At 36.0% G+C, this 22573-nt stretch carries 21 protein-coding genes and 1 pseudogene; 9 read left to right on the plus strand and 13 right to left on the minus strand.

Annotated elements, in window-relative coordinates; all coding sequences use genetic code 11:
- Positions 1–109: 109 nt before the first annotated feature.
- From ACPUVN_RS01200 to ACPUVN_RS01215, 4 genes are all read right to left on the minus strand, one after another.
- Entirely contained in the window at positions 110–907 is a 798-nt protein-coding gene (locus tag ACPUVN_RS01200; protein ID WP_426358399.1) for a response regulator, read from the minus strand.
- 33 nt (positions 908–940) lie between these two features.
- Entirely contained in the window at positions 941–1267 is a 327-nt protein-coding gene (locus ACPUVN_RS01205) for a stress response translation initiation inhibitor YciH (RefSeq protein WP_426358398.1), read from the minus strand.
- Positions 1268–1345: 78 nt separating this feature from the next.
- On the minus strand, positions 1346–2272 hold the full coding sequence (locus ACPUVN_RS01210) for an electron transfer flavoprotein subunit alpha/FixB family protein (RefSeq protein ID WP_426358397.1): 927 nt from the start codon (positions 2270–2272) through the stop codon (positions 1346–1348).
- Positions 2269–3021, minus strand: a complete 753-nt coding sequence (locus ACPUVN_RS01215) for an electron transfer flavoprotein subunit beta/FixA family protein (protein WP_426358396.1) — start codon at positions 3019–3021, stop codon at positions 2269–2271. Before ACPUVN_RS01215 ends, ACPUVN_RS01210 begins: the two co-directional genes overlap by 4 nt.
- 285 nt (positions 3022–3306) lie before the next feature.
- On the opposite strand from ACPUVN_RS01215, the gene ACPUVN_RS01220 reads away from it, so the two are divergent.
- Positions 3307–4956, plus strand: a complete 1650-nt coding sequence (locus ACPUVN_RS01220; protein ID WP_426358395.1) for an electron transfer flavoprotein-ubiquinone oxidoreductase — start codon at positions 3307–3309, stop codon at positions 4954–4956.
- Between the two features lie 249 nt (positions 4957–5205).
- The gene (locus ACPUVN_RS01225; protein ID WP_426358394.1) at positions 5206–5550 is read left to right on the plus strand and encodes a YajD family HNH nuclease; all 345 of its coding nucleotides are present in this window, start codon (positions 5206–5208) and stop codon (positions 5548–5550) included.
- A 197-nt stretch (positions 5551–5747) separates the two neighbouring features.
- Here ACPUVN_RS01225 and ACPUVN_RS01230 read toward each other — a convergent pair whose 3' ends face one another.
- From ACPUVN_RS01230 to ACPUVN_RS01240, 3 genes are read right to left on the minus strand one after another with little or no spacing between them, the layout of a single operon-like run.
- Positions 5748–5933, minus strand: a complete 186-nt coding sequence (locus ACPUVN_RS01230; protein ID WP_426369804.1) for a hypothetical protein — start codon at positions 5931–5933, stop codon at positions 5748–5750.
- Positions 5934–5956: 23 nt separating this feature from the next.
- The gene (locus tag ACPUVN_RS01235; RefSeq protein ID WP_426369805.1) at positions 5957–6595 is read right to left on the minus strand and encodes a DsbA family protein; all 639 of its coding nucleotides are present in this window, start codon (positions 6593–6595) and stop codon (positions 5957–5959) included.
- A 26-nt stretch (positions 6596–6621) separates the two neighbouring features.
- Positions 6622–7602, minus strand: coding sequence for a methylenetetrahydrofolate reductase (locus tag ACPUVN_RS01240; protein ID WP_426358392.1), 981 nt, complete (start codon positions 7600–7602; stop codon positions 6622–6624).
- Between the two features lie 167 nt (positions 7603–7769).
- Between ACPUVN_RS01240 and ACPUVN_RS01245 the strand changes: the two genes are divergently transcribed.
- Positions 7770–8486, plus strand: coding sequence for a pseudouridine synthase (locus tag ACPUVN_RS01245; RefSeq protein ID WP_426369806.1), 717 nt, complete (start codon positions 7770–7772; stop codon positions 8484–8486).
- Between the two features lie 158 nt (positions 8487–8644).
- On the opposite strand, the pseudogene ACPUVN_RS01250 reads toward ACPUVN_RS01245, so the two are convergent.
- Positions 8645–9158: pseudogene (locus tag ACPUVN_RS01250) on the minus strand (YgjP-like metallopeptidase domain-containing protein).
- Positions 9159–9343: 185 nt separating this feature from the next.
- Between ACPUVN_RS01250 and ACPUVN_RS01255 the strand changes: the two are divergent.
- Positions 9344–9802 (plus strand): RNA methyltransferase, encoded by a 459-nt coding sequence (locus tag ACPUVN_RS01255; RefSeq protein ID WP_426358389.1) that lies wholly within the window; start codon positions 9344–9346, stop codon positions 9800–9802.
- 203 nt (positions 9803–10005) lie between these two features.
- Here the strand turns inward: ACPUVN_RS01255 and ACPUVN_RS01260 are convergent, their stop codons facing one another.
- Together ACPUVN_RS01260 and ACPUVN_RS01265 are read right to left on the minus strand one after the other, a co-directional pair.
- A complete protein-coding gene (locus ACPUVN_RS01260) occupies positions 10006–10620 on the minus strand; it encodes an MlaC/ttg2D family ABC transporter substrate-binding protein (RefSeq protein ID WP_426358388.1) in 615 nt (204 codons plus the stop codon).
- Positions 10621–10767: 147 nt separating this feature from the next.
- The gene (locus tag ACPUVN_RS01265; RefSeq protein WP_426358387.1) at positions 10768–11355 is read right to left on the minus strand and encodes a TetR/AcrR family transcriptional regulator; all 588 of its coding nucleotides are present in this window, start codon (positions 11353–11355) and stop codon (positions 10768–10770) included.
- Positions 11356–11609: 254 nt separating this feature from the next.
- Between ACPUVN_RS01265 and ACPUVN_RS01270 the strand changes: the two genes are divergently transcribed.
- The 5 genes from ACPUVN_RS01270 to ACPUVN_RS01290 all read left to right on the plus strand — a co-directional run bounded on the left by ACPUVN_RS01270 (position 11610) and on the right by ACPUVN_RS01290 (position 18962).
- Positions 11610–12014 carry a VOC family protein gene (locus ACPUVN_RS01270; protein ID WP_426358386.1) on the plus strand — a complete coding sequence of 135 codons (405 nt, stop codon included), beginning with the start codon at positions 11610–11612 and terminating at the stop codon, positions 12012–12014.
- Positions 12015–12321: 307 nt separating this feature from the next.
- Positions 12322–14172 carry a sigma 54-interacting transcriptional regulator gene (locus ACPUVN_RS01275; RefSeq protein WP_426369807.1) on the plus strand — a complete coding sequence of 617 codons (1851 nt, stop codon included), beginning with the start codon at positions 12322–12324 and terminating at the stop codon, positions 14170–14172.
- A gap of 66 nt (positions 14173–14238) precedes the next feature.
- Positions 14239–16815, plus strand: a complete 2577-nt coding sequence (locus tag ACPUVN_RS01280) for a TonB-dependent receptor (protein ID WP_426369808.1) — start codon at positions 14239–14241, stop codon at positions 16813–16815.
- Between the two features lie 42 nt (positions 16816–16857).
- A complete protein-coding gene (locus ACPUVN_RS01285) occupies positions 16858–18060 on the plus strand; it encodes a CaiB/BaiF CoA transferase family protein (protein WP_426358383.1) in 1203 nt (400 codons plus the stop codon).
- Entirely contained in the window at positions 18060–18962 is a 903-nt protein-coding gene (locus ACPUVN_RS01290) for a hydroxymethylglutaryl-CoA lyase (RefSeq protein ID WP_426358382.1), read from the plus strand. The genes ACPUVN_RS01285 and ACPUVN_RS01290 overlap by 1 nt, the downstream gene beginning before the upstream one ends.
- 170 nt (positions 18963–19132) lie before the next feature.
- Here the strand turns inward: ACPUVN_RS01290 and ACPUVN_RS01295 are convergent, their stop codons facing one another.
- The 3 genes from ACPUVN_RS01295 to ACPUVN_RS01305 form a co-directional block, all read right to left on the minus strand.
- On the minus strand, positions 19133–20359 hold the full coding sequence (locus ACPUVN_RS01295) for a DEAD/DEAH box helicase (protein WP_426358381.1): 1227 nt from the start codon (positions 20357–20359) through the stop codon (positions 19133–19135).
- A 244-nt stretch (positions 20360–20603) separates the two neighbouring features.
- Complete coding sequence (gene def, locus ACPUVN_RS01300; protein ID WP_426358380.1) at positions 20604–21143, minus strand: peptide deformylase; 540 nt, start codon at positions 21141–21143, stop codon at positions 20604–20606.
- 69 nt (positions 21144–21212) lie between these two features.
- Positions 21213–22511: an MFS transporter gene (locus ACPUVN_RS01305; RefSeq protein ID WP_426358379.1), complete on the minus strand. Its 1299-nt coding sequence runs from the start codon at positions 22509–22511 to the stop codon at positions 21213–21215.
- Positions 22512–22573 lie beyond the last annotated feature (62 nt).

Consider the following 22573-nt stretch of genomic DNA (forward strand, 5'->3'; position numbering starts at 1 on the left):
CTCGGGTTCACAAGATTGAGGTTTAAATTTTTATTTCGATGGAAAGTTAATTTAAGAAACTGAATAGAACACCTAATTCAGTTTCTTTATTTAGCGACATTCTACTAAGTTAATGCTCAAGCAATTTGAATAGAATTTGTTTAACAACTTGAGGCTCGAAAGGCTTATCACAAAGGGCATTTACGCCATCTTGTTCTATATTAGCGAGATGAGTATCGTTACTTTCACTGGTCACCATAAGAATAGGTAAGTGTGATTGTTGGCTTTGCTCTCTAACGTAGCGTGTCAGTTCTCTACCATCTACTTCAGGCATATTATAGTCAGTTACTATAAGGTCAAACATATTGTCTTGCAGTAAATTGATAGCTTGTTGCCCATCTATAGCTTCAGTTACTTTCATTAAACCTAAATTATTTAACACTCGTTTAATATGATTACGTGCTAAACGGCTATCATCTACGAGCAATACTCTTATTTCATGAACATCAAAATGTTCTAGCTCTAATTCGTCAACCGATAACAAATCAATAGTTGTGTTAATTGCTGCAGCTAGATGATCGTGTGTGAAAGGTTTAGGAAGTAGGGCAATAACACCTGATTGTTTAAACTCTTCTAGGTTTTCTCTTTTATGTTCACTGCTTACAAGCATGAAAGCGGTATCTGAAATTTTATCGTTTGAACGAATTTTCTTGAGTAAATCTAAAGCTGTACCATCTTCAAAATACATAGCACTGGTAATTAAGTCATAAGGATTACGTTCTACAATTTGTAATGCTTCATTTACACTTTTTGCTTCAGATAATTGTGTAACACCCTGTTTTTTCAATTCTTGGGTGATTATTTTTCTTTGGGTATCCGAAGGCTCTACAACTAAGATAGAGATATCACTAGGATTTATTGTTATCATTTTTTTCCTTTGAATATAGTCAGTCTATTGGTTTTATCCCCCAACAAACTTCACTTTAAAGCCATTCTTCTCAAGTACTTGTTTTATAGTATCTCTTTTGTCGCCTTGTACTTCAATGACTTCACCTACAACACTTCCACCACTACCACAGGTTTTCTTTAGTTTTTTAGCTAATTCCTTTAAGCCTGCACTATCTAAGCCTAGACCAGAAATAGTAATAACGCCTTTTCCTTTACGACCTTTTGTTTCGCGTCTTACTCTTGCGAAACCATCAGAAGGAGTAATTGCTTCGCTTTTATCTTGTTCTTTTATTCTTCCTGTACCCGTTGAATAAACAAGTGTTGAGTTATTGTCGTTCATAAATACCTAATTATCGAATTTTAGTTATAAAAAAAGCCACTCAAAAGTGGCTTTATTATACTGTGAGTAAAGAAAGTTTTATAGTTTACTTTCTAATTCAGGTAAAGCATCAAATAAGTCAGCAACTAAACCATAATCAGCGACTTGGAATATAGGAGCATCAGGATCTTTATTGATCGCTACAATCACTTTTGAATCTTTCATACCTGCTAAATGTTGAATAGCACCAGAAATACCTACGGCGATATACAAATCAGGAGCAACAATTTTACCTGTTTGACCTACTTGCATGTCGTTAGGTACAAAGCCAGCATCTACTGCAGCACGAGAAGCACCAATAGCAGCACCAAGTTTATCGGCAATACCATCTAATAACGCAAAGTTCTCACCATTTTGCATACCTCTACCACCGGATATTACAACACCAGCAGCACCTAAGTCAGGACGTTCTGATTCAGAAACTTCATCATTAACATGGGCAGAAGTACCAGCATCTTGTACTGAATCTAAAGCTACAACTTCAGCACTACCGTCAGTTGCAATAGCATCAAAACCTGTTGATCTAACCGTGATAACTTTTTTACTATCTAAGCTTTGTACTGTCGCAATTGCATTACCTGCATAGATAGGGCGAACAAAAGTGTCGGCACTTTCAACACCAATAATGTCAGATATTTGAGCAACATCTAATAATGCAGCAACGCGAGGCATAAAGTTTTTACCTGTTGTTAGTGCCGTTGCTAAAATATGGTCATAATCAGCCGCAAGCTCTGTTACTAATAAACTAATATTTTCAGCCAATTGATGCTCATAAGCCGCATTGTCTGCCACTAAAACTTTACTTACACCATTAACTTTAGCTGCTTCATTTACAACATCACTACAGTTCGAACCTGCTACAAGGATATGTATATCACCACCAATTGCTTGAGCCGCTGCAACTGTTTTTAACGTATCAGCTTTTAAGCTTTTGTTATCATGTTCAGCAAATACTAAAATACTCATGAGATCACCTTCGCTTCATTTTTCAATTTTTCAACTAATTCATCAACATTACTAACAATAATACCTGCTTGGCGTTGTGCTGGAGCCGTTACTTTAATAACGTTACTACGTGGTGACAAATCTATACCAAAGTCTGCAGCTGGTTTAACATCTAAAGGCTTACGTTTAGCTTTCATAATGTCTGGCAATTTAGCATAACGTGGCTCGTTCAAACGTAAGTCAGTAGTTACTATTGCTGGCAAGGTAAGTGATACTGTTTGTAAACCGCTATCAACTTCACGAGTTACATTGACTTTATCGCCATCAACACTTACTTTTGAAGCAAAAGTACCTTGAGGCATACCTGTTAATGCAGCAAGCATTTGACCTGTTTGATTATTATCGCTATCGATAGATTGTTTACCTAAAATCACTAGTTGTGGTTGTTCTTCTTCAACAACTTTTTGAAGTAATTTAGCAATGTTAATTGATTCAAGCTTTTCTTCAGTATCAATTTGAATAGCACGGTCAGCACCCAAAGCTAGGGCTGTTCTTAGTTGTTCTTGGCAAGATTTATTACCAATAGATACAACTACTATTTCAGTTGCTACGCCTGATTCTTTAAGACGTACAGCTTCTTCTACTGCTATTTCACAAAATGGATTGATCGACATTTTTACGTTAGCAAGATCTACATCGGTATTGTCTGCTTTAACACGAACTTTTACGTTGTAATCAATTACACGCTTTATAGGTACTAATATTTTCATCGTAGCCTCTGATGGTACAAGTTAATTTATGATAAACCTTCACTTTAATCTTAGCTGTTAATGCAAAGAGTGTTGTAAAAGTAACTGTAGAGTAAATTTAGCTTAGTTATATTGTTTAAATCTCACCATTAAAAATAAACATTAATAACTTTCTGAGTAAAATATTTATTTCAAGCTAGTATTTACATACCAATTATCTTTATTTGTTGATATTATCAAACAGGTGTTTGAAAATCAAACGAGTGTTTGAATTTATTTGTAAGTAGATTGTCAGTGGGAGATATTATGGAACGTGAATCGATGGAGTTTGATGTTGTAATCGTTGGTGCAGGGCCTTCAGGCTTAGCTACTGCATGTCAATTAATGCAACTCGCACAAAAAAATGAAAAAGAATTAATGGTGTGTGTTGTAGAAAAAGGCTCAGAGGTTGGTGCGCATATTTTATCTGGTGCTGTATTTGAACCCACAGCCATGAATGAATTATTTCCTGATTGGAAAGAAAAAGGTGCACCATTAAATACTGCCGTAACAGGCGATGATATTTTCTATTTTAATAGTGAAGAAAAAGCCACTAAGTTACCTCACTTTTCAGTACCTAAGACCATGCATAACGAAGGTAACTATATTGTTAGTATGGGCAATGTGTGCCGTTGGTTAGCTGAACAAGCAGAGCAGCTTGGCGTTGAGATTTTTCCTGGTTTTCCCGCACAAGAAGTTATCTACAATGAAGATAATAGCGTAGGCGGTATTATAACAGGTGACATGGGATTAGACGCGGAAGGTAAACCTAAAGACTCGTTTGAGCCAGGTATGGAATTACGTGCTAAATATACTGTTTTTGCAGAAGGTTGCCGAGGTCATTTAGGTAAAGAACTTATTGCTAAGTTCGGCTTAGATTCAGCTTCATCACCGCAACATTATGGTATTGGCTTTAAAGAAATTTGGGACATAGATCCTGAGAAACACCAAGAAGGCTTAGTTGTACATAGTGCGGGTTGGCCTTTAGAGTCGGACACTAATGGCGGCGGTTACTTATATCATGCTGAGAATAACCAAGTATTCGTTGGACTTATTATCGACTTAAATTACAGCAACCCACATTTAAGCCCATTTGATGAATTTCAACGTTATAAACATCATCCAACCATTAGCCAATATTTAGCAGGAGGCAAACGTGTTTCTTATGGCGCTCGTGCTATGGCAAAAGGAGGATTTAATTCATTACCTAAAATGACCATGCCTGGTGGGATATTGGTTGGCTGTGATGCAGGCACAATTAACTACGCTAAAATTAAAGGTAATCATACGGCGATGAAATCAGGCATGCTTGCAGCCGAAGCTATTTTTGAAGCGGTAGTTGCTGGTAATGAAGGCGGGAAAGATCTAACGTCTTTTACTGAAAAATATAAAAACTCATGGTTATACGACGAACTTTACAGTACGCGTAATTTTGGTCCAGCCATGCATAAGTTTGGTACTTTTATTGGTGGAGCTTATAACACGCTCGATCAGAATGTTTTTGGTGGTAAATTACCATTTAACTTTAAAGATGACTCTTTAGATCATGCTCAGCTTAAGCTTGCGGCTAATGCACCTAAAATAAATTACGCTAAGCCAGACAACGTGTTAAGTTTTGATAAGTTATCTTCTGTATTTATATCAAATACTAATCACGCAGAAGAGCAGCCTTGTCACTTAAAACTAGCAGATGCGAGTATTCCTATTAGTGTTAACTTACCTAAGTATGCTGAACCCGCTCAACTTTATTGTCCTGCAGGTGTATACGAAGTTGAAGCAACACCAGAAGGTGATAAGTTTGTTATTAATTCGCAAAACTGTATTCACTGTAAAACCTGTGATATTAAAGACCCGAGTCAAAACATTACATGGGTAACACCTGAAGGTACAGGTGGACCAAATTATCCAAATATGTAATTTCATCAATGTGTAATATCATTGTGGTGTAGCTATTTTAAACTGCTAGCTTTATGAATAACAGCCTGCTTAATTAACGTTAAGCGGGCTTTTTTATCTGTATAACTTGAAGGTTCTCTATATTTATTAGGTTGATTAACACTAAATTAATTGTTTGTTTTTCACTAGGTCGTTATATAATCCTTTTAAAGATTTATAAAAATGATTACCTTGGATTAATAGGTATGAATAGAAATAAGAGAGTAGATAATGTCTTCAGATAGATATGGCACTAGTGCCAATTATAAAAGCCAAGAAAAAGGCTACAGAGATAGAGCATTAAAATTATACCCTTGGGTTTGTGGACGATGTGCTCGAGAATTTGAATATTCTAATATTAGAGAGTTAACGGTTCATCATATCGACCATGATCACACTAACAACCCTAATGACGGTTCTAATTGGGAGCTATTGTGCATCTACTGCCACGACAACGAACATGCGAAATACACAGATCATGCTAACTACAGCACTGAAGTAAAGGCGGGCGATACTAATCAAGAGCAAGCAACCTACAATCCGTTTGCTGATTTAAAGTCGCTTCTGAAAAAGTAATAGAGTAATAGAGTAATAAAGTAATATTCTAATAGTAGTGTAATGATACTTTAGGTAGTCGCGTTAGTTGGAAAATGAACTTTTTGAATGGAAAATTTTTAATGTGATTTTTGAATAAATAGACTTATTTAGGAGTGATCAGATAAGTCTTTATTTTATAAAAAGTAACTTTGAAACGAGCTTAACTTATTTAGCACTCATTCAGCCGTAAGATGTTTTTCATAGCCGTCAGCACCAAAAAAACGGATAGACTTTTTCTGCTTAAGCTTTTTAGCGATAAGCTGATTATTACAGTATATTTTCACTACCTGCTTATCGCCATTGTTATCAACTTCATATTGGTGAGCCGAATTTAATCTCAAATTATCAAATTCAGTTTTCATTATTAGCTTCAAAGTTAACTCCTCTAGCTCAGCCCATCAACTTGTTTAATTTGAGCTAACATATTGTCAGCGTTGTTATAGTCGAGACCTATCGAGTAAAGCTTATTTCCTGACTGATAAACTAAGCTAGGAAAACCATTAACACCTAAGCTGCGAGTATAATCTAACTCTTGTTCAAACAACGCTTGAATCTCTTTAGAACCTAAATCGTTGATGAATTGTTCGCAATTGAAGTTAGATGTTTTAGATAATTCAGAGGCTAGCTCGATAAGTAAGCTTTCGTCAGACGGGTTTTTAGCTTGACTGTAATAAGCGCTTTGTATGAGGTGAGTCATTTGCTCATCATATTCAACTCCTTGCTGACGAGCTGCAATAATGGCGCGATTAGACGGGTAGGTTGAACGTCTTGGTTGGCACTTAGTCCAAAAATCAAAATTAAATACAGTACCTGGAATATTTTGCTCTATTCTTCGCCAAGTATCTTTCAACATGTTTTGTAGGTCTTGTGGCATAGGCTCATTTGAATCTGGCGCTAAACCACCTACAAAGCGTTTAATACTAACGGAACTATCAATACTATTGAATAGTTTGCTTCTAACGGGTTCAAATCCCCAACACCAACTACACATAGGGTCGTGAACATAAATAAGGGTTTTATTCATAGTAGATCCTATGTCTGTAAATACGATTAATGTTTACTGATTAATAAGTCTAATTCTTTTTTAGCTAAATAGTTTTCCATCTTTGAACGTAATAGCTTATACAAAAGAATAGAGCCATCTATCTCTTCTTTACGGTTTGTTAAGCTTTCTATGTTCAAACCTAATGGTAAATCGTAAGGTAAAACTGCATCTAAAATCTGTTGTAAGCTGTTCACACAAATGCGGATAGATTCATATAACGAGTTATTTGCATTAAGTATACGCAAGCTTGTCGCTTCAGGAACACTAACACCTAACCAGTCTATAAATTCTAAGGTTTTCTTACTGCCACAAGGAGAAAATGTAAGAATTAAGCGTTGTGGTTTTAAACCTTGTTGCTTACATTCAATAGCATAACGAGTCAGCATATCAATGGTTGCTTGTGGGTTATAGATAGCTTGAGAGATAAAGAAATTACAGCCTTGTTTATGCTTTTCAATCAGCCTTTCGTGTTCATTACCTTTGCTTGCATGACGTTCAGCAATTGTTACACCACCAATAAAAAAGTCATGCTTATTATCAACTAAGGTTTTATATGCGTTTTCTAAAGAAAGAGATATGTTATTTTTTTTAGAAGGGCTACCTACTAATACAACATCTTTAACGCCATAAGTTTCCCAAGCTTCATTTGCCCAATCGTCAAACGCTTCAGCATCTGATTGAATAACACTTTTATAAGTGATAACTGGACGCTTAGATTTTTTATTTAAAAGTGACGAATATAAGCGAGTATCGTGAGTCGATTTAAACGGAAATGGTCTAGGTTTACTGGTGCGAGAATTTTCATCCTGAATGTCGTAAACAATTAAACCATCAAAGTCTATATCGCTTACACGCTCTAATAACTTACTTGCAATGCTATCTACTTGATCAAGCGGGGTATCACTTTTAGGTGGTGTGGTACCAATAAAATAAACACCACGGTGTATATCGTTATATCGAGCTTTTAATTCAGATTCATTTTTCACAAGTTAAATTCTTTAATGGACGTTTAGACGTCTATATAATCTTACAGTTACTAAAATTTGTCAAGGCTCAATTATCTAGAAGTAAAATATAATACGATGTGATTTAGAGGTAATGTAAATATTCTGTAGAATACACCTTAATAGTAGTAACGAGAACACTCCAAATAATGCAGAAAAGTAGAATTGATAAATTTATAAGCACTGCACTTTCGGTTAATAAACGAGAAGTTAAGTTATTGTTAGCGCGTAAGAAAGTAATGGTTGATGAGATTGTTATTACAGATGCTGCGTTTCAAATTAATAAGTTTTCGGTTATTGCAGTTAACAATAAAATATTACAGAAAGAACAGCCTATATATATTATGTTGCATAAACCTGTTGGAGTCGTAAGTGCTACTAAAGATGAAATACATAAAACTGTTATTGATTTACTGCATTTTCCTAATAAAGAAACCTTACATATTGTCGGGCGTTTAGACTTAAATACTTCCGGCTTAATGTTATTAACTAATGATAGTCGATGGTCTGAACGATTAACCTTACCTCAAAGTAAAGTCCCTAAAGTCTATCAAGTAACCTTAAAAGAACAACTTACCCAAGATTACATCGCAGCTTTTAAGCAGGGGATGTATTTCGAATATGAAGATATAACTACAGCGCCAGCAATACTTGAAATAATGTCAGACTACGTAGCTAAAGTGATATTAATGGAAGGTAAATATCATCAAATTAAGCGCATGTTTGGTCGCTTTAGCAACCAAGTGATGCAATTACATCGAAGTAAAATTGGCAGCTTAGATTTAGACATAAACTTAAAAGCTGGTGAAAGCCGTGAGTTAACTGCTGATGAAGTAGAAAATATATTTAACCTGAACTCTGGATGATGGGTTTTGTAATACATTGATTTTAAATGCTTTATAAGTAAGTTATTGCAACACCATTTGTTTAAATAACAATATTAGGCATAACTGCTTATCCAGAGTTCAGGTTATTTAGTTAACTTTAGTGGTATCAAACTTTCAGTTCCGTCTAAAGTCATATATTAATTTGAGTAAATAGGACCTTTCAGTTCAAGTTGAGTGAGGTAAACTCTTAATTCAAACTCTAATTGATGATAGTTTGGCAGCATGTGTTCGCACAACTTATAAAAAACTTTATTATGATTCTTTTTCTTTTAGATGAGCCAACTCATGTACCACAATCATATTCAAAAATGGCTCAGGAGCCACTTTAAACATACTACCCACACGTAGCTCATTTTTACTTTTCAGTTTACTACCTTGAACTCTAGACACGTAAGTGTGTAATCCTAGTGCATTATTAATAACGTGAATTTTATCATCGTATTTAATTTGGCTTAGTGGATTAGACTTTTTTAGGTATTGATTTTTAATACCCATTGTATATTCACGTAAGGCTTTATCATTATAGATATTATGCGGAGTAGGGTATTTATTAATAAGAAAGGTTTTAAGCGTGTCTGCGTTAAGCATCAACTGAATTTTATCAGTGATCTCAGTTGAGTAAGCAGATAGGTATTTTAAAGATGAACTCATAGTATCGATAAATAAAAATAAACTGAGTTTATTATATGTTTTATCACTAATACTTTCTAATAAACTTAAGTGTAATTTACAAAATACCTAACTGTTATCAAGACTAAAAATAGGTATAATCTCGGCCTTATAACGTTGCTAGCAAGACCAGTTAGTATGAATAATCAATAAACGAGTTGTATAAAATGAGTAAAAAGGGATATGCATGTATAGGATTATTTAATCCTAAATCACCAGAAAATGTAGGTTCAGTTATGCGAGCATCAGGTTGTTATGGTGTGCATTCTGTATATTACACAGGTAAAAGATATGATTTAGCTAAAGCTTTTTACACAGATAAAAACAAAGTGCATTTAGATATCCCTTTAATTGGTGTTGAAGATCTTAAAAATACAGTGCCTTTAGGTTGTGTGCCGGTAGCTGTTGAATTGGTAGATGGAGCTAAATCATTAGTTGACTATAAACATCCGCCTAGAGCCTTTTATATTTTTGGCCCAGAAGATGGCACTTTAAAAAAACATATAACTGATTTTTGTCGAGAAACTATTTATATTCCAACGAACGGATGTATGAATTTGGCAGCTACAGTGAATGTTATTTTGTACGATAGAATGGCAAAAGGGGATGATTTCTCAAATCATTAACTTTGTCTAAAACTTTCAACCCAGGTAACTACCTCTCCACATGTTCCGCAGTATAGTTAGCCTTTAGTTTGGGTAAGTGAAATTTCTGGCAAAAAAAATCCCCATTAAAAAGCTTTAATGGGGAACAAGAATTACAGCGAACATGAATTCTTAACAAGGGATTTTTTACATCATTTACGCTAATTAAGTATTAGCGCAATTCATTACTTAGTAATAGACGCTAACTCTAGTGTTACCGTTTCAATACCTTCTTTAGCTATACGCGTACTTAATTCAGCTTGCTTACTAGAAAGAAGAGAAATACCTTCTACCACCATATCGAATGCTTTCCATTCAAGCGTTTTTCTGTTTTTACGCAATTTAAAATCAATGTCAATTGTTGGACGCTGTCCGTCAATGATTTGGGTTGTTACAGAAACAATATTTTTTCCATTCGTGTCTTTTTCAGGTTCATAAGTCACTTTTTGATCTTTATATTGCGTTAATGCATTAGCGTAAGTACGTATTAAGTATTGACGCATAGAAAGAACGAAATTTTCTCTTTGTTCTTTAGTGCTTGTTTGTAAATTCTTACCTAAAATTTTATATGCAGCATATCTGTAATCAATGTATGGCATTAATTCTTCATCAACAATATTTCTCATTAAATCAGGAAACTTCTCAATTTCTTGCTGATTATTAGCAATACGTTCGAACAAGTTATGGCCCACAGTTTCAATAACTTTATAAGGAGAAACTTCTACTACTTCTACTGAATAAGCAGAAACACTCATAAATAGCGCTGTGATAAAAGAGAAAAGAGAAAAAATGTTCTTCATGTGTGTACCTTAAAAATTCAGTGTGTTTGCAATAGGTGAATGCTACCATACCGACCGCTCGGTTTGCTAGTCATTAAGTATAATAAATTGTAATTAATATATACATAATGTTATCAATTATTGGTTTTTTTTTTAGTTTAAGAAATGTTAAGCCTGTTTTAGGTTTCTCAGGTATTTACATAACTCATTCATTACTTGTTCAAATAATTCTACGTTCTTCGAGCTTTTACTTAATGTTGTAGAACCATGAAAAGTAGATACGATAAAATAAGAGACCTGGCTAAAGTTAATATCATTTCTAAGTTGATGTTGTATTTTTTCTAAGCCATCAGATATCAGTTTATTCAGTTGCAGTTGTAAATCTAAAATACGTAATCTAAAGCCTTCATCAACACTCGCCATTTCTTGGCATAAATTGTTTAATGGGCAACCACATATCAATTCATCACATGTCATATTCACACTCATCTGGCTGAAATAGTCACATAAACCTTCAATAGGATCGTCATGTTCTATTGCTGCAAGCCATGTAGACAAAAACATAGGTGTGTATATTTCTTCAAATACGGCATAACCCAGTTCAATTTTGTTGGTGAAATGGTGATATAAAGCACCTTTAGAAATCTCACACCTTTTAAGAATGACGGATAAGCTGGTTGCTGTATAACCATGTTTATGAATTTCGTCAGCGCTGATGTCTAATATTTTTTGTCTTGTTTGCTCTGCATCTCTCATAAAACAACCTCACTAATAATTAAAGTTCAACACTAATAGGATCGATTATAACCTAAAATCAATGTAACAAACCAGTCGGTCGGTTAAATATTGAGAAAACTTTATTCAAAGAGTTTATTTAATACTCATTTTGAAATGCAGAGATTTAAGTAATACACCATTTTAGGTATCCATGACTCTGGCACACTCTATGCTTTTAAGCATTAAGCATTAAGCATGAACATTTAAGTTAACTATCAAGGTGTCGAAAGAATATGAGTCACATTAATTCAATTCACCATATCAATTATGTCGTTAAAGACTTATCACCACACATAACATATTTAGAAAAAGTACTAGGGTGTAAGCCCATAACAGAAGGACTTGAAGGGCGAAATGTTAAAACGGCACGCTTCCCTATTGGTGATGCCTGGATTGTTCTTGTGCAACCTTTAAGTGAAGAAGGGGAAGTTGCTCGTATTCTTGCTGAGCGCGGGGAAGGGCTATTTTTACTGTCTTTAGGTGTTGATAACTTAGATAGCTCGTTAAGTAAATTAGCACAGCAGGGTGTTCAACCTGACTCAAAGGGGCCTCGGAAAGGTTTAGATACTTGGTTAATTCAAGATTTAGATTGCCCGCTTGGATTAGCTTCTGTATTGCAATTGTGCCAAAACGCTTAAATTAAATTTTATCATTTATGACTTATATCAATTTCAACTTGAAATGTTTAGTTCATATTGAAATAAGAATCTACTTAAATCAGGTAATAGCTTTTTAATAAAGTTTAACCATTATTAACTTATGTACCTTTTAAAATAAAGCTTTGTTATAAAGTTATATCTATGTGGCACGACTGATGCAGTAACTAAATCAATATGAGATAAAAATGAATAATCAGATAATTAGCTTGATGAAACTAAATACATTATTTACTAACAATGCAGCTAATACCGTTTCATTAATTGAAACGGCAAAGGAGGGGGCGAAATGAAAACAACGCATTCACCTTCTGAGCATGTTCGTATTTTAGTTTTTGGACATAAAGAATTCAGCCAGCTTATGAGCAGTGTCATGTCTGAATTTAGCGAGAAAGCACATTTTAATATACTCGACACTATTGTTGATAGCATAAGTGAAGTTGAACAGCACATTAAAGAATTCAGACCTGATGCAATAGTTAGTGCTGGCGCCAATGCAGCCTATCTTAAAACATATTTAGAAATCCCAGTTATTTCTCTTAATAGCTCAACAGACGATATTATTTTAGCTGTTAGAAGAGCAGCTCAAGTTTCAAAAGAAATTGTTTTAATAAATTTTGGTCAACCTTCTCCTGTTGTACCTTTACTTGAAACAGCGTTAAACGTTTCTATCCAAGAAGAGATATATACAACCTCAGAAGAAGCGAGGGAGATCCTTCAGTTAACGCGTCAACGAAAACATATTGTTTATGTCGGTGCTAGTTTGGTGTGTGGTTTAGCAACTAAGTATGGTTTTCCGGCTTTTTTACTTTATACATCAGATTCATGTAGAAAAACCTTAACTAAAGCAATAGATGCTGGGCGTAATCATGTTAATACTTTACAAAAAACGGCATTAACCGATTGGCTTATTCATCAGTCTAAAACTCCTATATTTATGACTGATGAGCAAGGCGATTCAGTTATTATTAACCATGCAGCACATAAAGACCTTGGTATAAATAACAATAATTACGAGGAACTTGAAAACCTTATACATCCTAGTGAACAGCAACGCCAAACCGATGGTGAATGTGAAATTCACGGGACCGAGTGGTGGTTTCATCAAGATCGTGTTGTAACCAAAGGAACTGCTTCTTATGTATATCAGCTTTATCGTAAGCAACCCAAAAATGAAAAGCAGATCATATCAAATAGGCATGATTTAGTTTATTCATCTCCTGCGTTAGCTGACGTTGTTCAGCAAGTTAAGTCATTTTCAACTTCACCCAGTAACGTCTTAATTTATGGTGAATCAGGTACGGGTAAAGAGCTTATAGCCAGAGCTGTTCATCAACATAGCCCTTACGCTAATGGTCGCTTTGTTGCATTAAACTGTTCTGCAATACCTACAGAGTTATTTGAAGGGGAGTTGTTCGGATATCGTGATGGCGCATTTACAGGTTCAAAACGTGGTGGTCGAAAAGGTCTTATTGAAGAAGCGCAAAATGGAGTGCTTTTTTTAGATGAAATAAGTGAACTAGCTTTAGATCAGCAATCAAAGTTATTACGTTTTATGCAAGAAAGGCATTACCGCCCGTTAGGCTCTAATGAAGAAAAACCCGTTAACCTTAAGTTAGTTGCGGCATCAAATAAGCCCTTGCGTGAATTAGTTGAAGAAGGTTTATTTAGAGAGGATCTATTCTTCAGACTTAATGTTTTCAATATACACATTCCAACACTTAGTGAACGTCCTGAAGATATTCATCGAATAGCAGAGCAAAAGCTTACAGCATTTATATCAAGCTACCGTTTATCTTTTTTAGTGGAAGATATTTTACCTCCCATACTTAATGATCTTTGCAATTATTCATGGCCTGGAAATGTTCGAGAATTAGAAAATGTATTGGAACGTTTAGTCGCTTATTTACAAATGGCAGACAAAGGCACCGATATTAAACAAGTATTAAAACGAATTGCCCCTGAAATGGTAGAGCACGAAAGTTTTGATGCAAATAACGGATTAGTAAAAGCCAAAGAGCTTGAACTAGTTGTTGAAGCAATGACTCGCTTCAATGGAGATAAACGTCGAGTAGCAAGTTATCTCGGATTAAGCCAAACCACTTTGTGGCGACGACTTAAAAATATAAATAATAATTAAAACAATAAAAGCATCAAGCTTTAAACAAACAGTGAACTAAAAAATACAATAAACGGAGAATAGACCATGGTAAATCTACGTAAGAACACAATCACAACAAGTATCGTGTTAGCTCTTAGTGGCGGATTATATTCAGCTGCCCCGGCTTATGCAGAAGAAGCTGCATCTACTGATGAAAAGATTGAAATTATCAGTATCTCTCGTAAACGTCCTGAAACCTTACAAGAAGTACCAATCGCTATTACCGCGTTATCTGAAAAAGTGATTGAAAGCGCAGGTATTGAGCGAACAGGTGATGCTATTGGTCTGATCCCGAATATTACAATGGTTGATGCGTCAAATGTAGGCGATACGCAAGTAACGATTCGAGGTATTGTTTCTACTCGTGATGCCGAATCAACATTCGCTTATGTTGTTGATGGCGTATTGATGACAAACCCGAATAGCTTCAATGAAGAGTTATTTGATGTCGCCCAAATTGAAGTGTTAAAAGGTCCTCAAGGTGCCTTATATGGTCGCAATGCGGTTGCTGGAGCTATTATTGTAACCACAAAAGAACCTTCTGATGAGTTTGAAGGAACTTTCAAAGCAGGCTTAGCTAATAACAATACCAATAAAATAAGTGGTGTTATAAGCGGACCATTATCTGAAACAGTTCGTGCTCGTTTATCTGCTAGTCACAGCAGCACCGACGGACATTATAGTAATACCTTCACAGGTGCTGATGACTCAATTGATTATTTAGAAGATAGCAATATTCGTGTTCGTTTAGTGTGGGATGCAAGCGATATTCTTAAGCTTGATTTTAGAGCAAGTGTGAGTGATGTTAAAGGTGGAGCAATTAACTACAATGCAACCTTTGCCTTACCATCGTTTGTTGATGCTTTTAATGAACCGGCTTACAACCCTGATGTAAATGATCATGAATTTAATTTTGTATCTAATATTCCAAGCATTAACGAACAAAAAACAGTTGAAACCTCGATTAAAGCTGAGCTTGATTTAGAGGGTTTTGATGTTACCGCTGTACTTGCATATAACGACTTAGAAGAAACACTATTAGCTGATGGCACAAGTGCATCTTTCTATGGTTATGAGCTGACTGAACAGTGTCAAACAGACCGTGCGACTTTAAATAATGCACCAGCAGCAATTGGTGGTGCCGATAGAACAGATTTATTTGGTGAGTTTTTTGCTCCTTTTGGTGTGTTTGCTCCCGGTGTTGAATTTACTGGTGTATATGGACCATTTACACCAACATCTTGTGATGGTTATCAATACCAAGAGCGAAGCCAATCAGACTTTAGTGGTGAATTACGCTTCACGTCAGATTCTGATACCGATGCTTTACGTTGGATCGCAGGTCTTTATTTCGCTGAAATTGAGCGTGATGTTGTAGTGGCTTACGGCGCTGATACAGGTCAAGGTTTCCTTAATCAAGCTTACATTCCACCAACAGGTCCAAATCCTACCGATTTACTCTTTGATGATACTTACGACACCTCAGTTATGTCTGTGTTTGGTCAAATAGAATATGACTTAAATGATCAATGGGAGCTGTCAGTTGCCTTACGTTACGATCATGAAGCACGAGATGTAAGTAACAACGTACCTAATGTAAGTGCTTCAGGGTTAAATGTTAATACGATTGTTAATGGTGAAGTAGGACCAATAAACCCAGCATTTATTAAAAATCCTGATGGAATACCTGATCGTAGTCGTTCATTCAGCCACTGGCAGCCTAAAGTTACTTTAGCTTATGCAGCTAGTGAAACATGGAACTGGTACGCAAGTTATGGCGTAGGTTTCAGAAGCGGTGGTTTTAATCCTATAGGTACTGAAGCAACACTTGATTTTTGGTTTAACGCTACAGGCGAAGGTAATCCAGGTGATTCAGTTAATGCACAATTACTGGTTAGCGATGAGTACGAAAAAGAAGTAACAACCAATATTGAGCTAGGCTTTAAAGCAAGTTTTCTTGATAACAAAGTTAAATTGAATGCTGCTATTTTCGATACCACAGTTGAAGACAATCAATTCTTCGAATTCTTTGCCGGACCATTCGGTTTGATCCGTGCGGTAACCACCATTGATGAACTTCAAATTAGAGGTTTTGAAATGGATGTTAATGCGCAATTAACTGAAGATATTAGTGTATTTGCAGGTGTTGGTCTTCTTGATAGTGAAATTATTGAGAACAAAAACCGTCCGCTTTCAGAAGGTAATACGGCACCACAATCACCAGACGAAACTTTTACTTTAGGGATCAATTGGGATTACTCAATCAACCAAGATTTAGTTCTAACTACTCGTCTTGATTGGCAATACATAGGAGAAACTTACTTCCATTCGTTACAAGGCGAGCAAACACCAACGATCTGGGATTTCTTTGGCACATTAGGTGGCGGCGTACCTGCTGGACCTCATCCTGTTGATTTCACAAACGCAACTCGTGATGCCTACGATACATTGAACCTTCGTATTAGCTTGGACAGTGAAAACTGGACTGTTGCTCTTTGGTCTAAAAACCTTACAGACGAAAAATATTTACAAGAAGTTATACCGACTCCTGAGTTTGGTGGATCGTTCCTACATCCATCAGCACTTAGATCATACGGTGTTGACTTTTCTTACCGTTTTTAATTTTCAAAGCCACTTGGCTTTTAATGATTTGGAGTACACAAGATGAAAAACAAACCCTTAGCTGGACTGCGTATTATCGATTTAACGCATATGTTGTCAGGTCCATACTGTGGAATGATCCTAGCTGATTTAGGGGCTGAAACAATTAAAGTTGAGCCTTTACAAGGTGAAGGTACACGTAAATTGTTAGCGAACGATCCTAATAACTCGGTTAACGGTATGGGCGCTTATTTTATAACCCTTAACCGTAATAAACAGAGTATATGTATCGATCTTAAGTCTCCTGAAGGACTTGAAGTGTTTTATGATTTAGTTAAAAAGTCAGATGTAGTGGTTAACAACTTTGGTGCTGGCGTACCAACACGTTTGAAAATAGACCATGAGCATTTAAAAGCCATTAACCCACGTATTATTTCTTGTTCAGTAACAGGTTTTGGTAATAATGGACCTGCATTTAAACGCCCAGCATTTGACCAAGTTGCGCAAGCAATGGGTGGCGGCATGTCGATTACGGGTGAAGGGCCTGAACAACAAGTTAGAGCAGGTATTCCTATTGGTGATTTAGGTGGCGGAATGTTCGCCGTAATGGGAATTCAAGCAGCCTTGTTAGAGCGAGAACGTAGTGGAGAAGGGCAAGATATCGATATATCTATGCTTGATTGTCAAATTTCTTTATTGAATTACATGGCAACTATGCACTTTATTTCAGGTGAAAACCCTTACCCAATTGGTAACTCTCACTTTGTTCATGTGCCATACAACACCTTTACAAGTTCAGATGGATATATTGTTATCGCGGTTATTACTGATAACTTTTGGCAGAACTTGAAAGAGTTATTAGGTGTTGCAGAATTCGATAAGCCAGAATACGACACTCAGCCTGGTCGTTGGAAAGATCGTGATTTTATTAATGAAACTTTAAATAAAGTATTATCACAGAACACTTCTGCACATTGGCTAGGTTTACTTGAAGGCGCGAGAATTCCATGTGCGCCAGTGAATAACTTTTCACAAGCACTTAATGATGAACAAGTATTACACCGTAATATGGTGGTTGAGTTGTCTGATCCTGAAGGTCATAAAACTAAAGGACCTGGTAGCCCAATTAAATTCTCAAGAACCAATGAAGAAACTTTTTCAGCGGCTCCTGCATTAGGCGAACATACAGACCAAGTGTTACATGAATTATTGGGTATGGATGAAGAAGAGGTTAAACGATTGAAAGCGTCAGGAGTGATCGGCTAATGGCTTCTAATAAAGTAATCATCAATGATGTTGGTCCACGTGACGGTTTGCAAAACCAGCCTAAAATACTGGATTTACAGCAACGTTTAGCTCTTATTTTAGCGCTTGAATCGGCTAAAGTTCCTGAGATTGAAGTCGGTGCTTTTGTTTCGCCTAAAGCGGTGCCAGCAATGGCAGGTACAGCGGATTTGTTTCCGTTGTTACCAAAGGGTAGCGCGGTGTATTCAGGGTTAATCCCGAATATGAAAGGCTTTGAACTGGCATCTAATGCCAATGTTCCTTTAATGTCGTTGGTTGTAGCTGCGTCTAACACCATGAATGAAAAAAACATTAAAATGACAACAGAGCAGAGCGTTGATGTTTGTCGCGATGTACTCACTCTAGCTAAATCAAAAGGTGCTAATGTTCAGGCTTACGTAGCTACAGCATGGGAATGTCCGTTCGAAGGTGCAATAAAGGCTGATGAAGTTTATCGTGTAACTGAGCAACTAATTGAAGCTGGCGCAAGTGGGATTGTTATAGCTGATACTATTGGTGCGGCTGATCCTGCGCAAGTAGCAAGCTTGATGGAAGGTTTAACAAGCCGATTCGATAGCAGTATATTATCATGTCATTTTCACGATACACGCGCTATGGGGCTTGCTAATGTTTACGCAGCTCTTGAAGCGGGTATTCGCAAGTTTGATGCATCAATTGCTGGTTTAGGTGGTTGTCCGTTTGCTCCAGGAGCGAGTGGTAACGTAGCAACTGAAGACGTTGTTATGATGCTTGAACAAATGGGATATGACACAGGTATTGATATTCCACTCTTGTTAAAAGCGTCCGATTTAGCCATTGAGCTAACAGGCACGGCAACAGGTGGTAATGCGAAGACTTGGATGGAAAAACATTACAATAAGTAATCGACTTTAGCTTAAAAAAAGCGAAGCTTAATGTATTAAAACGGTCAACAGTGTTGGCCGTTTTTTATTTTATGAATGTATTTAATCTTAGCCGAAATTACTTATATTTGTAACTTGTAGCGTAAGTATTATCAGCAAAAATCTTTTAGTCGGTTAATTCAAACCTGTTCTTATTTTCTCTTTGGTTTGCTTCTAGTTGTCTTTTTAACAGGTTTTTTTTTATTGGCTTGTTTCTTTGTTGGTATAGGTTTTTTCGAAAACTCTTTATGAAAAGGTTGCTCTGTAACAACAGGAATGACTTGGCCTATGCTATTTTCAATATTCGTTAGTTGCCTTACATCATTTTCTACAGCAAATGAAATAGCCATACCACTTTTCCCAGCACGAGCCGTTCGTCCTATACGATGTATGTAGTTTCTTGGATCTTCAGGGAGGTTATAATTAATAACTAAGGTAATATTATCAACATCAATGCCACGCGCAGCAACATCTGTTGCAACCAATACTCTTAAAGTGGATTCTTTAAAATTTTGTAACGCTTCTTCTCTTACAGTTTGTGTTTTACCACTGTGCAGGCTGGCGGCCGTTATTGATGCTTTTTCTAGTTCCTTAACAATGATGTCAGCGCCATACTTTGTTTTACAAAATATTAGAACTTTATCATAATCAGAATTTCCTAAGATATTAAACAGCAGAGGTACTTTATTCGATTTATCAAGGTGGTATACACTTTGATTAACCAAGTCGATAGTAACCGTTTCCGCAGTAATTTGAACTTTTGTTGGCTCAGTTAATATAGCTTCAGCAAGTATTTCTATTTCAGCTGGCATAGTTGCTGAAAATAATAGTGTTTGTCGCTTCTTTGGAAGTTTAGATATGATGCTTTGAACATCGTTAAAGAACCCCATATCTAGCATTGTATCGGCTTCATCTAATACAAATACTTCTAATGCTTCAAAGTTTATATCGCCCGTTTCAATTAAGTCTAACAATCTGCCTGGGGTTGCCACTAAAATATCGAGTCCAAGTGCAATAGCGTCAACTTGAGCTTGTCTTCCTACACCTCCATAAACAACCTTAGTTTTAAGCGCCAAACCATCAGAATAATCATCAATGTTTTGCATTATTTGCGAGGCAAGCTCTCGTGTAGGCGTTAATATAAGAGAACGCGTGCTTTTAGCTTTTATCTCAATTTTATTTTGCCCAAATTTATTGATAATAGGCAATGAAAAGGCGGCTGTTTTTCCTGTTCCTGTTTGCGCAATACCAAGAAGATCCTTGCCTTTAATAAGAACAGGGATACATTCTTTTTGGATCGGTGTGGGTTGCTCATAACCTTTCAGAGAAACGCGGTCAATAATTGACTCTAAAAGTGAAAATGCTTTAAATTCTGACATGCTGCCTCGGTATTCTTTAATCAATATGCGGCTATTCTAACAGAGTGCTTTAACATATTTAACATGTATTCAAGGTAACTGTTTTTGATGCATCCTCACAAAATATATTAAAACAAAAAAGTTTAGTCATCACGTGTTCTGATCCTTTAATTTTTCTTTCAGTAATAGCTTTTTTAATAGAGTAGATAATTAAGAAATTAATACCGATTTTCGTAAAGCCTACTTTAATATAGTAGGTAAATAATTAATTCTTATCATTCATAACAAATTGCTTACGCCATTCTTCTTCACTAAATAAGTCTTTGCCAGACTCAACTCTATCAATAAAAGTTAAACCGTCTAAATGATCTATTTCGTGTTGAAAAATACGCGCTAAAAACCCTGACAGATCTTTGTTATGTTTATTATCTTGTTGATCATAATAACTCACATGAATACTATTATAGCGAGGTACTAAGCCTCTAATCGATGGCACACTTAAACAGCCTTCCCAGTCTTTTTCGGTTTCATTACCGTGAGCAATTATTTTGGGATTTATAATAGCTGTTGGCTTCATCAAAGGAGCATTTGGATAGCGCTGATTTGGCTTAGAACACATTATAAAAATACGCTGGCTGATATCAATTTGAGGCGCGGCAATACCTACTCCACCAGCGCTTTTAACGGTATCTAATAAATTATTAATCAGCTGTTGTGTCGCTTCAGATAAAATATCTTGAACAGGTTCAGCTATTTTTCTTAAAGTAGGGTGACCCAATTGAATAATGAGACTTGTTGTAGACATTAATGATGCTCCATCTTATTGATTTTATAATTGATCGTGTTGTGTTTTTTGAAACTACTCAGATTTAATTTAAGTGCTTTCAAGTTCAGTTTTTTTAAGTACCGTATTTTTAAGTAAAGTGCTCTGAAGTTTCTTATGATGAATATAAAAGTATAGTGTTACAGTAAAAAGAATAATCAAAAAAGGTAGGCTTGAAAGTAAAACGCCATACCATCCCGCTTTATATAAAACCCATCCAGCAAGTAAGCTTGCGGCAGCCTGAAAGCCAAATAATATAAAGTCGTTTAACGCTTGTACCTTATGTTTTTCACTGGGTAAATAACTTAATGGTAATAAGCTAGTGCCACTTAAAAATAAGAAGTTCCAACCAATGCCTAGTAATACAAGTGCCCACCAATAGTGAATAACCTGCTCACCTGCAAACGCGATAATTATCACTGAGCCATACAGTAAAGTTCCTGCAAGCATTAGCGCTTTTAATCCTAGTTTTTTAACCAACCAAGCCGTAAATAATGAAGGTAAAAACATAGCAGCGATATGACTTTGTATGACCCATTTTGTTTCTAAAAGAGAATGACCGTTATCTTGATGCATACTTAATGGTGTCGCCGTCATTAAGTAGCTCATCAGAGCAAAACCAATAGCCGCACAAAGCACTGAAATGATAAAGATAGGCTGTTTAATTATAACCAATAATGGACGTGTGTTTTCGTTAAACACCACGTTTTCAGATTCAACATTTTTAAATTGAGAAATAATGACTAAAGCTAAAACCACAAGTAGGGCAAGCACCAAGAATGAGCCTGTATAACCTTGCGGCGAGTCTATTAAGTCTTTAGCTGCTAACGCAATGTCAGGCCCTAAAAATGCAGCAAAAATACCACTGAGCATAACGATTGATAACACGGTAGGAATATCTGCTTGAGTAGGAGCATTCTCTATGGCTGCAAAACGTAATTGCTGTATGAAAGCACTACTTGAACCAAACATTAAGCTAGCGAAAACGAACAACTCAAAATTCAGTTGATAAGTTGCTAATGCAGCAAGAAGAGAAGCAACAAATGAAATAAGAAAGCCTGTAATAACAGCGAACTTTCTGCCTTTAACTTTAGCGAGTAGCGCCGCAGGAATTGAAGTACAAGCAACACCTAAAATCATTACAGTAATAGGCAGTGTTGCCATGGAAGGATCGTTACCCATCTTTGTTGATAAGATGCCACCAATAAATACGATTACAGGTGAAGCCGCCATCACTAAAGGTTGAGAAATAAACAATAACCAGATGTTTTTAGGTAAGGTAAAAAAACGTGACATTCCCCACGCAGAACCAAATAAAACGACTAAGGTAATGATGATATTAGTGAACACGTGAGTCCTTTATTTTTGGGTTAAATAGCTGAGTATTGATAATACAGAATAATGGTGGGGTT

It is taken from the genome of Pseudocolwellia antarctica, assembly GCF_049933045.1.
In the GTDB taxonomy this organism is placed as follows: Bacteria; Pseudomonadota; Gammaproteobacteria; order Enterobacterales; family Alteromonadaceae; genus Pseudocolwellia.

Excerpts from the sequence above, each read along its gene's own strand:
- ACPUVN_RS01200 (WP_426358399.1), bottom strand. The coding sequence starts at position 907 with ATGATAACAATAAATCCTAGTGATATCTCTATCTTAGTTGTAGAGCCT.
- ACPUVN_RS01205 (WP_426358398.1), bottom strand. The coding sequence starts at position 1,267 with ATGAACGACAATAACTCAACACTTGTTTATTCAACGGGTACAGGAAGA.
- ACPUVN_RS01210 (WP_426358397.1), bottom strand. The coding sequence starts at position 2,272 with ATGAGTATTTTAGTATTTGCTGAACATGATAACAAAAGCTTAAAAGCT.
- ACPUVN_RS01215 (WP_426358396.1), bottom strand. The coding sequence starts at position 3,021 with ATGAAAATATTAGTACCTATAAAGCGTGTAATTGATTACAACGTAAAA.
- ACPUVN_RS01220 (WP_426358395.1), top strand. The coding sequence starts at position 3,307 with ATGGAACGTGAATCGATGGAGTTTGATGTTGTAATCGTTGGTGCAGGG.
- ACPUVN_RS01225 (WP_426358394.1), top strand. The coding sequence starts at position 5,206 with ATGTCTTCAGATAGATATGGCACTAGTGCCAATTATAAAAGCCAAGAA.
- ACPUVN_RS01230 (WP_426369804.1), bottom strand. The coding sequence starts at position 5,933 with ATGAAAACTGAATTTGATAATTTGAGATTAAATTCGGCTCACCAATAT.
- ACPUVN_RS01235 (WP_426369805.1), bottom strand. The coding sequence starts at position 6,595 with ATGAATAAAACCCTTATTTATGTTCACGACCCTATGTGTAGTTGGTGT.
- ACPUVN_RS01245 (WP_426369806.1), top strand. The coding sequence starts at position 7,770 with ATGCAGAAAAGTAGAATTGATAAATTTATAAGCACTGCACTTTCGGTT.
- ACPUVN_RS01255 (WP_426358389.1), top strand. The coding sequence starts at position 9,344 with ATGAGTAAAAAGGGATATGCATGTATAGGATTATTTAATCCTAAATCA.
- ACPUVN_RS01260 (WP_426358388.1), bottom strand. The coding sequence starts at position 10,620 with ATGAAGAACATTTTTTCTCTTTTCTCTTTTATCACAGCGCTATTTATG.
- ACPUVN_RS01265 (WP_426358387.1), bottom strand. The coding sequence starts at position 11,355 with ATGAGAGATGCAGAGCAAACAAGACAAAAAATATTAGACATCAGCGCT.
- ACPUVN_RS01270 (WP_426358386.1), top strand. The coding sequence starts at position 11,610 with ATGAGTCACATTAATTCAATTCACCATATCAATTATGTCGTTAAAGAC.
- ACPUVN_RS01275 (WP_426369807.1), top strand. The coding sequence starts at position 12,322 with ATGAAAACAACGCATTCACCTTCTGAGCATGTTCGTATTTTAGTTTTT.
- ACPUVN_RS01280 (WP_426369808.1), top strand. The coding sequence starts at position 14,239 with ATGGTAAATCTACGTAAGAACACAATCACAACAAGTATCGTGTTAGCT.
- ACPUVN_RS01285 (WP_426358383.1), top strand. The coding sequence starts at position 16,858 with ATGAAAAACAAACCCTTAGCTGGACTGCGTATTATCGATTTAACGCAT.
- ACPUVN_RS01290 (WP_426358382.1), top strand. The coding sequence starts at position 18,060 with ATGGCTTCTAATAAAGTAATCATCAATGATGTTGGTCCACGTGACGGT.
- ACPUVN_RS01295 (WP_426358381.1), bottom strand. The coding sequence starts at position 20,359 with ATGTCAGAATTTAAAGCATTTTCACTTTTAGAGTCAATTATTGACCGC.
- def (WP_426358380.1), bottom strand. The coding sequence starts at position 21,143 with ATGTCTACAACAAGTCTCATTATTCAATTGGGTCACCCTACTTTAAGA.